Origin of the sequence: Streptomyces sp. NPDC021562, assembly GCF_040640875.1 — a bacterium.
GTDB lineage: Bacteria > Actinomycetota > Actinomycetes > Streptomycetales > Streptomycetaceae > Streptomyces.
This window is the reverse complement of sequence record NZ_JBFACN010000005.1, coordinates 118330-129773: the sequence shown is the minus strand read 5'-3', so window position 1 is coordinate 129773 and position 11444 is coordinate 118330. Positions and strand designations below refer to the sequence as shown.

Here is an 11444-nt window from a genome sequence, read left to right as displayed (position 1 = left end):
CCGTGGTGTGTACTGGGGCGTATGCCTGAGCACGTCTCGACCCTCCAGCTGATCGGCATGGCCGCGCTCACCCTGGCGACCGTGGCCTGGGCGGCCGTCGTGACACGCCTGCTGCGCCGCAACCGCCGCGAGGCCCTCGCCCGGTACACCGCGGACACCCTGCCCGGCTTCCCGCACCCGCTCAGGCCCAGCCCCTCGCGGGAGGTCGTGGAGTTGACCCCGGCCGAACAGGACGCCTTCGCCGGCCTGGTCCGCCGCCTCGGCGGCCGCTGAGCCGCCCGGAAGGCCCGGCGCCAGGCCCTGTCGTCAAATTCCCGTCTGCCCCGCGACGCCATGCACGCTCCCCCAGCCTTCGGCCGGGGGGACCCCCACTCGCCGCACCGGGCCCAGACCCAAGTACATCCAGTACGTGGGCCAGGGCCCGGCACTCCCCCAGCCTTCGGCCGGGGGGACCCCCAGAGCACGCACCTGACGCCGCAGGGCCGCCCTCCGGGCGACGACGGGAATGTGACGACAGGGCCTAGCCCAGCCGCGCCGCCCGCCGCTCCATCGCGTCCCTGGCCGCGTCCTCCGTCGGGTACACCTCGCACATGTGCCGGCCGTCCGGCGTCGCCGTGTGCTCGACCTCCCACAGGGACAGCTCACGGCCGTCACCCAGCAGGAACGCGTGCTCGTAGAGCGAGAAGCTCACGCCCGCCCGTCCCGTCCGCCCCGGCCGCCCGAACGCCTGGGTGATCTGGTGCGCGAACGCCGTCGCCAGCGCCCGCGCGGTCTCCGTGCCGGGCCGGTCCGGGTTCTCCGCACGGCGCAGCAGCCGGCGTGCGTGGTCCGCCGACTCGTCCGGCAGATACACGTGCCGGGGCTCCGGGACCGGCGCCAGCGTCATCAGCACCGGCAGCTCGAAGTCCGGGGCGTCCGGCGGCAACGGCAGCCGCAGGGTCGCCGCCCGCAGCTCCTCCTCGTCGACGTACACCTCGTGCTGCCCTTCGCCGCCCGGCGCGGTGTTGTGCACGAGCTCCCACAGGGTGACCGCCGAGCCGTCGGCGAGCAGCCAGGTGTGCCGGTACGTCTCCCGGTGCAGTCCCGCGCTGTGGTGCGCGGAGTGCAGCGAACTGTCGTGCGCGAGCGCGCAGTCCAGCTGCCTTATGGCCTCGTCCGGCAACTCGAAGGAGTTCAGGGCACGGCCGAGGAGCCGCGCGAGGTGCTCCTCCGGAGACTCGGGCGACTCGGCTGGTTCGGGCGCTGCCGTCTCGTACGGAACGCTCAAGGTCTCTCCCGGCGTTGCTGCATGTCACCTTGTGGGTGCATACCGTAGCCCCTCGGTCGGACATCATGTCCGGGAACCGAGAAAACGTACGCCGGGAAAACGCGCGGGCCGCGCGAACTGTTCCCGCGCGGCCCGACGATCCGTCAAAAACTGCCGTTCAGACGGCACTTCCGGCGGTCCACTCGCTCCACGACAGGTTCCACCCGTTGAGCCCGTTGTCGGGCTGCACGGTCTTGTCGGGGGAGTTCTTCACGATCACGACGTCACCGATCAGCGAGTTGTCGTAGAACCACTTGGCCGTCGTGTCGCCCTGCGCGCCCTGCACGTCCGCCATGCCCACGCAGCCGTGGCTGGTGCCCACGCGTCCGAACGGCGGGTTGCCCTTGCTGTACCAGTAGTTTCCGTGGATGAACGTCCCCGACGTCGTCAGCCGCATCGCGTGCGGCACGTCCGGGATGTCGTACTCCCCGCCGAGGCCGACCGTCTGGCTGTTCATCCGGGTCTGGGTGAACTTCTCGGAGATCACCATCTGCCCGTTGTACGTCGTGTGCTCGGGGCTGCCCGTGGACACCGGTACCGACTTGAGGAGCCTGCCGTCCCGCATCACCGTCATGGTCTGCGTGTTCGCGTCCACCGTGGAGACCTGCGAACGTCCGACGGTGAAGGTCACCGTCTTCTTCTGCACCCCGTAGACGCCGTTCGCGCCCTCGACCCCGTCCAGGTCGATCTTCATGGTGACCTTGGAACCGGCCTTCCAGTAGTCCTGCGGCCGGAAGTCCAGTCGCTGCGCCCCGAACCAGTGCCCCACCACCTGCTGGCCGCTGCTGGAGGTGACCGTGATGTGCGACTGCACGGCCTTCTTGTCGGTGATGACCTTGTCGAAGGTGAACGACACCGGCATCCCCACGCCCACCGTCGTCCCGTTGTCCGGCGTGTAGGTGCCTATGTAGCTGTTCGCAGAGTTGACGGTGGTGAAGATCGAGTTCGCCGCGGCCGTGAGCCCCTTGGAGTCCTTGGCGGTCGCGGATATCTGGTACTTGGTGCCGCGCTCCAGCTGCTCCTTCGGCTTCCAGGTGCTGCCGTCCGCCGAGACGGTGCCGGCCACGGTCTGCCCCGAGCCCGCCACCGTCATCTTCACGACGGTCAGCCTGCCGCCGCTGACCCGCACGCCGGTCGTGTTGATGGACGCGCCGGTCGACCCGTCCTTCGCCGAGATCGCGATCTTCGCGGCCGACGTCCTGGCGGCGCTGTCCTGACCGCCGCCCTTGCCGTCGTCGGTCTTGGCGTCGGCGTTGCCACCGCAGGCGGTGAGCGTGAGGGCGCCGACCATCAGGGCGGCACAGGCCCCCAGTACGCGCCGCGCTGCAATGTCCGGCGTTGTCACGGGCTGCTCCAGGTTCGTGAGGTGGGTGATCCGCTCCAGTGCGTGGGAGAAGAGGCCGCGGGCCCCCGCCGGGGTTCCCGCCGGTCCGCGCTGACGCCATCACGTGACAGAACCAGGACAATCGACAGGAACCCGCAAGATTGCGGCCCCGCACCTCGCCGTTCCGGACCTCGCCGTTCCGGACTTCGCCGTTGCGCACCTCACCGGTCCGCGCGCGCCCCGTACAGCCCCTCGTACGACGGCCACGCCCCGCCCGGTCCGTCGACCGGCTCGGCGGCCCGGACCGCCCGCACGATCGCCCGCGTCACCACGTCCGCGCCGGCCGCCAGGATCTCGTTGAGCGCGAGCGGGCTCGCGCCGAGCGGACGCCCGCCCGTGGCCAGCGCGAACACCGTGTCCCCGTCGTTCAGCAGGTGCACCGGCCGCACCGCCCGCGCGATCCCGTCGTGGGCCGTCCCTGCCAGCTTCTGCGCCTGCGCCTTGGAGAGTTCGGCATCGGTCGCGACCACGGCAAGGGTGGTGTTCAGCGGCGGCAGCCCGTTCGCGGCGGCGCTCTCGGCGAGCCGCAGCCGCGCGGCCTCCCGCACCCGCTCCCCGGGACAGTCCACCCGCCCTTGGAACAACTCCCCGTACAACACCCCCGTCTCCGGGTCGAGGACCCCGCCGGCGGCGTTCGCCACCACCAGCGCGGCCACCGTGATCCCCGAGGCCAGCACGGTGCTCGCGCTGCCCACCCCGCCCTTCAGGGCCCCGGCCACGGCGCCCGTGCCCGCGCCCACGCACCCCTCCCGGACCGGCGCCCCGGGCGCGCTCGCGGCCGCCTCCTCGACCGCCGCCCGCCCGGTCGCCGCGTCCGGCCGGGCCCGGAAGTCGCCGCCGCGCCCCAGGTCGAAGACACAGGCGGCGGGCACCACCGGCACCACGTGCGTGGGATCCGGCCCCACCCGCACCCCGCGCCCCCGCTCCTCCAGCCAGGCCATCACCCCGGACGCCGCGTCGAGCCCGTAGGCGCTGCCGCCCGTGAGCACCACCGCCTCCACCCGCTGCACCACGTTGCGCGGGTCCAGCGCGTCCGTCTCCTTGGTGCCCGGGCCGCCGCCGCGCACGTCCACGGCGGCCACCGCGCCGCCCTCCGGAGCGAGGACGACCGTGGTGCCGGTGAGCCAGCCGTCGCCGCTGCGGGTGGCGTGTCCCACCCGCACCCCGGCCACGTCCGTCAATGCGTCAACTGTCATGGCGGCCAGTCTGGCCCAGCCCGGCTCCCCGGCGCAGAGGTCAGGAGGCAGCGGCGGCGTCCGAGGCGCGTCCGCGGCCGGCCGTGCGCGCCGTCAGGGTCGTGCCCGTGGCCACCGCGGCCGCCGACACGAGGCCCGCCGCCGGTACCGCCCAGTCGCCCACGAAGGTGCAGCAGACCACCAGCAGCGCCGTGACCGGCAGCACCAGCTGCTGGGCCGTGCCGACCTTGAAGTGCCGCGCGTGCAGGACCCACACGGTCAGCAGGTACAGCGCGGTCGGCACGGTCACCGCCGTCGAGGCGGACAGCGTCGAGACGTGCGCCTTGCCGACCGCTTCCTCCACGGCCACCTCCAGGCCCGCGCCGATCGAGGCCGCCGCCGCGAAGATCAGGTAGTGGCCGTAACCCCACAGGAACGACTGCCTGTTGGAGCGCAGGTGGCCGTGGATCGGCACCACGAAGTAGATCCACCACGCCGAGAAGACGATCAGCAGACCGCCCGCCGCGATCGGCAGCAGCTCGGCCAGGGCGTCGTGCTCGGCCACCGCCGACTTCACGGCGACCGTCGCCGCCGAGATCGTCTCGCCGAGCACGATGATCGTGAACAGCCCGAAGCGCTCGGCGATGTGGTGGGGGTGCCAGGAGGTGCTGTAGTCCTTCTCCGCGTAGACGGGCACACACAGCTCGGCGATCGCCATCACCAGGAACACCCAGGGACGCGCGTGCTCCGGCAGCAGCACGAGACCGACCCAGCCGACCTGGCAGAGCAGCACCCCGCCGGCGTACCGGAGCGCCATGGTCCGCTCCGCCCCCGAGGCCCCCCGCGCGGCCCGCAGCCACTGCGAGGCCAGCGCCAGCCGCATGATCACGTAGCCGATCAGGACCACGGCGAAGTCGTGGTCCGCGAAGGCCCGGGAGACACCGGCCGCCAGCACCAGCACGCCGGCGATCTGGACCAGGGTGACGACCCGGTAGAGCACGTCGTCGTTGTCGTACGCCGAGGCGAACCAGGTGAAGTTCATCCAGGCCCACCAGATGGCGAAGAACAGCATCGCGTAGTTCAGGACGCCCTCGCCCGCGTGGCCCGCCGCGACCGCGTGCACCAGCTCCGCGCCCGCCTGGGCGATGGCCACGACGAAACACAGGTCGAAGAAGAGCTCGAGCGGCGAGGAGACCCGGTGGGACTCCCCGCGCCCGCGCGCGGTGAGGCGGCGCAGCGGCCGGATCGGCTGGGGCGTGCCCGGGGAGGCGGGCGCCGGGGTGGGACTCGACGTCATGCCCCCCAGCACAGCAGAAAACCGCGGCGTCATCGCGCCCGGGGTCCGGTGACGGCGTCCGCGGGGGCGGTCCGGCCGGGGCGGCGGCGGGTCCGCCGTACCCTTGAGTGATGAGCACCGTCCCCGAGCCAGAGCCGCGCGACCCCAAGGCCGCGCTGATCTTCGACGACCCGCTGGACCGGCAGTCCTCCGACGACACGGACCGCGGCTGGGGCGACCGCCCGGCGGGCGACTCCGCGGCCGACCTCAAGCGCTTCCTCGACGAGAAGCCGCCCCACCACCTCTGAACCGGCCCCGGCGAGGCCCTGGTCAGCGCTCCTGACGGCCCGCCGTGCCCCGCTGTGCGACCAGCTCGTCGCGGATCTGCTTGAGCACCTCCAGCTCGGTCACCTCGATGACCTCGTGCGTGCCCTCGCGCGCCTTGCGGTGCGCCTGCACCCGGGCCAGGTACTTGGCCATGGGCAGGACCATCAGGAAGTACACGACCGCCGCGGTGATCACGAAGTTCAGCGCGGATCCGAGCACCGAGCCCCACATCAGCTGGATGCCGTGGCCCGCGTGGCACGACGAGCTCAGGCACGAGCTGTAGTTGTCGAGGCTGGTCGTGCCGACCGCGCCGACCAGCGGGTTGATGATCCCCTTCACCACCGAGTTGACGATGTTGGTGAAGGCGGCGCCGATGACCACCGCTACCGCCAGATCGACGACGTTGCCGCGCATCAGGAAGGCCTTGAAGCCCTGCCAGACGCTCGGATCCTTCTTCGCGCTCACCTAGGGGACTCTCCTCGCATGCACAGGGTGTGGAACAAACCGCTCCGCAACCTACGTCAGCATGCGGCCATTGCGCCCTGTCCGGTAGCTCGGACGAGCGACTTGACAGGATTCGGCCCAGAAATCTCCCCAGGTTGTTCAGCACAACGTCACCGCCAGCCGTGCCGTGGCGCTCGCGCCGACCAGGCGGGCCGCGGTGCCGCGGGGAACCGAGAGGACGACCAGCGCCCCGCTCTCCGCGGCCCCCTCGACGGGCTCCGGCAGTCCGGTGACGCGTACGCCGCGCGCGATCACCTCGGCGTCCCCGCCCGCCGCCCGGTCTCCGGCGGCGATGACGTCCACCCGGTCGCCGGGGCGCAGCAGCCGCACGGTGGCCGCGTCGGCGATCCGCACCGGCGCCGTCACCATGTCCACCGGCGGGGCGTGCCGTCGTACGGGCGGGGCGGCCGGATGACCGCGGGTCCGGTCGGCGCGCGGGGCGTCCGGGGCGGCGCGGGGTCCGGCCGCGACGAGCGCCGCCGCGGTGACCGCCAGGCCGGCGGCCGCCAGCACCCCCCTGCGGTGCCGCAGCACCTGCGCCGGCCGGAACCGGCCGCCGCGCACCCGCACCGGTTCGAAGTGGGGGACCACGCAGGTGGCGGGGGCGTCCGTGCCCAGCGGGCGCGGAACACGAAGGGACGGCGGGAGGACGGAGGACGGGGACGGCGGGAGGGGCAGGGACGGGGGAACGGTCATGGGGCACCACCTGCGACGAGGGATCGGCTTGCAAGGCCACGATGAGGCCTCGCGCCGAAACGCGTCGGAGCCGGTGGGCTACCGGCTGCTTGTGGACAACTCGGTCACCCGAACGGGAAGTTCCGCCCCGCCCCGAGCCCCGGCCCCATCACAGCGCCCGGAACCCCGGCTTCCGTCACGGCAGCGGGAATCCCGGATCCATCCCGCCGAGCGCGTTCGTGCACAGGCAGTCCCGGGCCGAGTTCTCCGGCAGGGCCGCCACCGCGTCGAACAGCACGCCCCGCAGCCGGTCCACGTTGGCCGCGAACACCCGGAGCACCTCGTCGTGCGAGACGCCCTCGCCGCTCTCCGCGCCCGCGTCCAGATCCGTGACCAGCGTCAACGACGTGTAGCAGAGCTCCAGTTCCCGGGCGAGCGCCGCCTCGGGGTGACCGGTCATGCCCACCACGGACCAGCCCTGCGCCTGGTGCCAGAGCGATTCCGCACGGGTGGAGAAGCGCGGCCCCTCGACCACGACCAGCGTCCCCCCGTCCACCGGCTCCCAGTCGCGGCCCCGGGCCGCCTTCAGCGCCGCGGTGCGCCCGGTGGGGCAGTACGGGTCGGCCAGGGACACGTGCACCACGTTCGGCACGCTGCCGTCGGGCAGCGGCAGTCCGTCGAAGTACGACTGGGCCCGGGACTTCGTCCGGTCCACCAGCTGGTCCGGCACGAGCAGCGTGCCGGGACCGTACTCGGGGCGCAGGCCGCCCACCGCGCACGGGCCGAGCACCTGGCGCGCCCCGACGGAGCGCAGTGCCCACAGGTTGGCGCGATAGTTGATGCGGTGCGGCGGCAGGTGGTGGCCGCGTCCGTGGCGGGGCAGGAAGGCGACCCGGCGGCCGGCGACCTCGCCGAGGAAGAGGGAGTCGCTGGGCGGCCCGTAGGGGGTGTCGACCTGGACCTCGGTCACGTCGTCGAGGAACGAGTAGAAGCCCGAACCGCCGATCACGCCGATCTCTGCGTTCACCATGCCCAGCACACTAGTCGCCCGCCCGAACGGGCAGGAGCCGGTGTCCGGGAACGCCTCCGCCCTGGCGTCCGGTGACACCCACGTCCTGGTGTCCGGGAACGCCTCGGACCCGGTTCACGGGCACGCCTCGGACCCCGCTGTCGCTCGACGGCGGGGTCCGTAAGGGGTCCGTAAGGAGGTGCTCAGGCCGCGGAGGTGCTCGCGGAGCCCGACGAGGACGACGTCGAGGACGACGCCTTCGACTCGGACGAGCCGGAACCCGAGGACGTCGAGGACGCGGTCTTCGACTCGGACGACGAGCCCGACGTCTTCGACGCGGGGCTGCTGCTCGACGAGGAGCCGCGGCTGTCGTTGCGGTAGAAGCCCGAGCCCTTGAAGACAATGCCCACCGCGGAGAACACCTTCTTCAGGCGGCCACCGCAGTTGGGGCACTCGGTCAGGGCGTCGTCGGTGAACTTCTGCACCGCCTCGAGGCCCTCGCCGCACTCGGTGCACTGGTACTGGTAGGTCGGCACTGTCTTCCTCCTGGCACTCTCACTCGATGAGTGCTAACGACGGTCCATAGTGACGTATTCCTGAGGATCAGTCCACCGTCACCGGCTCGCGGTGACCGACGCCACGTGCCACGGTGCGGTTCCGGGGGCGCACGACCAGTCGTGACCGCAGCGCCAGCAGGGTCACCAGGGCGAGCAGCGTGCCGGCCATCGGCACCAGGAACCCGGCGCCGCCCCACAGCCGGTCCTCCAGCTGACCGGCGACCGTGACGGCGGCCGCCTGGCCGAGCGCCACCGCGCCCGTCAGCCAGGTGAACGCCTCGGTGCGGGCGCCGGCCGGGACCAGGCCCTCGACCAGCGTGTAGCCGGTGATCAGGGCGGGCGCGATGCACATGCCGACCAGCAGGCCGAGACCGGCCAGGACGAGCACCGAGTGGGAGGTCCACAGCGCCGAGGCGGTCAGCGCGAGCGCCGTGTAGCCGAGGACCAGCCGCCGGTGCGGGGCGGCCTTCCAGGCGATGGCGCCGCACACGATGCCCGAGAGCATGTTCCCGGCGGCGAAGGTGCCGTACAGGACGCCGTTCAGGCCGGGCTCGCCGATCGATTCGGTGAACGCCGCGAGGGAGACCTGCATGCCGCCGAAGACGGAGCCGATGCCGAGGAAGGCCACGACGAGCACGCGCACACCGGGGACGCGGAGCGCCGAGGCGTGCCGCACGCGCGCGTGCCCGGCGCCGGTGACCCGGGGCTGGGTGCCCTTCTGGGCGGCGAACAGCAGACCGCCGACCAGCGTCAGCGCGGCCTCGGTGACGAGTCCTGCGGCGGGGGCCACGGTGGTGCACAGGGCGGTCGCGAGGAGGGGGCCGAACACGAAGGTGAGCTCGTCGGTGACGGACTCGAAGGCCGCGGCGGTGGACATCAGGGGCGAGTCCTGGAGCCGCACGCCCCAGCGGGCCCGCACCATGGGGCCGACCTGGGGCACCGAGGCCCCGGTCGGCACGGCCGCGGCGAACAGCGCCCACAGGGGCGCGTGCGCCAGCGCGAGCGCGGTCAGGGCGAGGCCCGACAGGGCGTGCACGAGGACCCCGGGCAGCAGCACCGCGCGCTGCCCGTAGCGGTCGGCCAGCCGGCCGCTGTAGGGGGCGAACAGAGCCATGGAGACACCGGTGACCGCCGCGGCGGCGCCCGCGGCGCCGTAGGAGCCGGTGGTGTGCTGCACGAGCAGCACGATGGAGATGGTGAGCATCGCGAACGGCTGGCGCGCCGCGAAACCGGGAAGCAGGAACGTCCAGGCGCCGCGGGTGCGCAGCAGCTGTCCGTAACCCGGGCGGGACGGCGCCGCCGAGGTGTCCGACGGCTCGTTGGTGACCGTGGCTGCCACGGCCCGTGCCTTTCTGCCGCCTGGTAGCGCGGCCCCTCCGGACGGGAGGGCGGGCGCCGAGAGCTGTCCTCTTGCGCGGAACTGCGGTAGATACCGGCGCGCTGTGCGAGAGCGATCCCGGCCGCCATACGGTCGCGCCAGCTCTGCGTCAGGCAGAGTTGGTTCGATCAGGGTGCTTTCATCGTACAGGGGTAGAGGCCTGGTACGCCTGTGAAAACGCGCACGGAGGGGTTCGTTCACCTGGGATCGAGAGTGGTGTGAACCCCCCGAAACATGCTCTTAACGTGTGCCCAGCCAGCCCGCCAGCTTGCCGCCGTGCCCGACCGCGCGCAGCCGCTGCTCCGCGGCGTCCCGCACCGGGTCGGTGGCGACCACGAGGAGTTCGTCGCCGCGCCGGAGCACCGTCGCGGGCAGGGGGACAAACGATTTTCCTTCGCGGACGACCAGGGTGACGGCGGCCCCGGCGGGCAGCCGCAGCTCGTTGACCTCGACCCCGTGCATCAGGGAGCCCTCGGGGATGGAGACGGACAGCAGATGGCCGCGCAGCCGCTCCAGGGGCGCGGACTCGATGCCGAGGTCGGCGGCCTCCGGGCCCTCGCCGAGCCGCAGCTTGCGCGCCAGCCAGGGCAGGGTCGGCCCCTGGACGAGGGTGTAGACGACGACCAGCACGAAGACGATGTTGAAGATGCGGCGACTGCTGTCGACGCCGTTCACCATGGGGATCGTCGCCAGGATGATGGGGACGGCGCCGCGCAGCCCGGCCCAGGACATCAGGGTCTGCTCCCCCCAGGGCACCCGGAAGGGCGTGAGGCTGGCGATCACGCTCAGCGGCCGCGCCACCATGGTGAGCACCAGCCCGATGACCAGGGCGGGCAGGAAGTCGTCGCCGAGTTCGTGCGGCGTGACCAGCAGGCCCAGCAGGACGAACATGCCGATCTGGGCGATCCAGCCGAGCCCCTCGGCGAACCCCCGGGTGGCGGGCCAGTGCGGCAGCTTGGCGTTGCCGAGCACCATGGAGGCGAGGTAGACGGCGAGGAAGCCGCTGCCGTGCGCCAGCGCGCCGGCCGCGTACGCGGTGACGGCGATGGCCATCACGGCGATCGGGTAGAGGCCGGAGGCGGGCAGGGCGACGTGCCTGAGGCCCCAGGCGCCGAGCCAGCCGACCGCGAGGCCCAGGGCCGCGCCGATGGCCAGCTCCATGGCTATCTCGCCCAGCAGGACGTACCAGTGCTCGACCGGTCCCGCGGTCGAGAAGGCGACGACCAGGATGACCACCGGGGCGTCGTTGAAGCCGGACTCCGCCTCCAGGGTGCCCGTCACGCGCGCGGGCAGCGGGATGCGCCGGAGCACCGAGAACACCGCCGCCGCGTCCGTGGAGGACACCACCGCCCCGATGATGAGCGCGTGTCGCCACTCCAGACCGACCAGGTAGTGCGCGCCCGCGGCGGTGACGCCGACGCTCACCCCGACCCCGACCAGGGCCAGCATGGTGGCGGACGCGAGGACGGGTTCGACCTCCTTCCACTTCGTGCCGAGGCCGCCCTCGGCCAGGATCACGACCAGGGCCGCGTATCCGATGACCTGGGTGAGTTCGGCGTTGCTGAAGTGGATGTTCCCGATGCCGTCCTGGCCCATGAGGACGCCGATGCCCAGGTACACGAGCAGGCTGGGGAGCCCGCTGCGCGAGGAGATCCGGACGGCCGCGACGGCGACCAGCAGGACCAGGGAGCACAGGAGCAGGAGCTGGTTGAGGTGGTGGACAGTCAGCGGCGGTTCCCTTCCTTGGCTCGCGCGCGGGCGGCGCGGAAGCTCACGTGCACAGGACCCGAGGGTGCGGTACACGGCACCCAAGTACTTCGTTACCTTACCTAACTCTTGACGCTTTCTTGACG

12 protein-coding genes are annotated in these 11444 nt (G+C 72.4%); 2 read left to right on the top strand and 10 right to left on the bottom strand.

Annotated features, from left to right (window positions below; genetic code table 11):
• The first annotated feature begins 21 nt into the window (after nt 1-21).
• Complete coding sequence (locus tag AB0G52_RS09525; protein ID WP_132891960.1) at nt 22-273, top strand: hypothetical protein; 252 nt, start codon at nt 22-24, stop codon at nt 271-273.
• A gap of 247 nt (nt 274-520) precedes the next feature.
• On the opposite strand, the gene AB0G52_RS09520 is transcribed toward AB0G52_RS09525, so the two are convergent.
• The 4 genes from AB0G52_RS09520 to AB0G52_RS09505 form a co-directional block, all read right to left on the bottom strand.
• Nucleotides 521-1267: a DUF6227 family protein gene (locus AB0G52_RS09520; RefSeq protein WP_132891959.1), complete on the bottom strand. Its 747-nt coding sequence runs from the start codon at nt 1265-1267 to the stop codon at nt 521-523.
• 157 nt (nt 1268-1424) lie between these two features.
• Nucleotides 1425-2651, bottom strand: coding sequence for an Ig-like domain-containing protein (locus AB0G52_RS09515; RefSeq protein WP_132891958.1), 1227 nt, complete (start codon nt 2649-2651; stop codon nt 1425-1427).
• Between the two features lie 200 nt (nt 2652-2851).
• Nucleotides 2852-3886 (bottom strand): P1 family peptidase, encoded by a 1035-nt coding sequence (locus tag AB0G52_RS09510; RefSeq protein WP_132891957.1) that lies wholly within the window; start codon nt 3884-3886, stop codon nt 2852-2854.
• Between the two features lie 40 nt (nt 3887-3926).
• Entirely contained in the window at nt 3927-5162 is a 1236-nt protein-coding gene (locus AB0G52_RS09505; RefSeq protein ID WP_361335314.1) for a low temperature requirement protein A, read from the bottom strand.
• 110 nt (nt 5163-5272) lie between these two features.
• Here AB0G52_RS09505 and AB0G52_RS09500 point away from each other — a divergent pair, with 110 nt between their 5' ends.
• Nucleotides 5273-5449, top strand: a complete 177-nt coding sequence (locus AB0G52_RS09500) for a hypothetical protein (RefSeq protein ID WP_132891955.1) — start codon at nt 5273-5275, stop codon at nt 5447-5449.
• Nucleotides 5450-5471: 22 nt separating this feature from the next.
• Here AB0G52_RS09500 and mscL read toward each other — a convergent pair whose 3' ends face one another.
• From mscL to AB0G52_RS09470, 6 genes are all read right to left on the bottom strand, one after another.
• Nucleotides 5472-5933 (bottom strand): large conductance mechanosensitive channel protein MscL, encoded by a 462-nt coding sequence (gene mscL, locus AB0G52_RS09495; RefSeq protein WP_132891954.1) that lies wholly within the window; start codon nt 5931-5933, stop codon nt 5472-5474.
• A 138-nt stretch (nt 5934-6071) separates the two neighbouring features.
• A complete protein-coding gene (locus tag AB0G52_RS09490; protein ID WP_361335310.1) occupies nt 6072-6668 on the bottom strand; it encodes a hypothetical protein in 597 nt (198 codons plus the stop codon).
• Nucleotides 6669-6843: 175 nt separating this feature from the next.
• Nucleotides 6844-7677, bottom strand: a complete 834-nt coding sequence (locus AB0G52_RS09485; RefSeq protein WP_132891953.1) for an S-methyl-5'-thioadenosine phosphorylase — start codon at nt 7675-7677, stop codon at nt 6844-6846.
• Nucleotides 7678-7859: 182 nt separating this feature from the next.
• On the bottom strand, nt 7860-8192 hold the full coding sequence (locus AB0G52_RS09480) for an FmdB family zinc ribbon protein (protein WP_132891952.1): 333 nt from the start codon (nt 8190-8192) through the stop codon (nt 7860-7862).
• Between the two features lie 67 nt (nt 8193-8259).
• On the bottom strand, nt 8260-9552 hold the full coding sequence (locus tag AB0G52_RS09475; protein ID WP_132891951.1) for an MFS transporter: 1293 nt from the start codon (nt 9550-9552) through the stop codon (nt 8260-8262).
• Between the two features lie 279 nt (nt 9553-9831).
• Nucleotides 9832-11394 (bottom strand): potassium/proton antiporter, encoded by a 1563-nt coding sequence (locus tag AB0G52_RS09470; protein WP_361335785.1) that lies wholly within the window; start codon nt 11392-11394, stop codon nt 9832-9834.
• Nucleotides 11395-11444 lie beyond the last annotated feature (50 nt).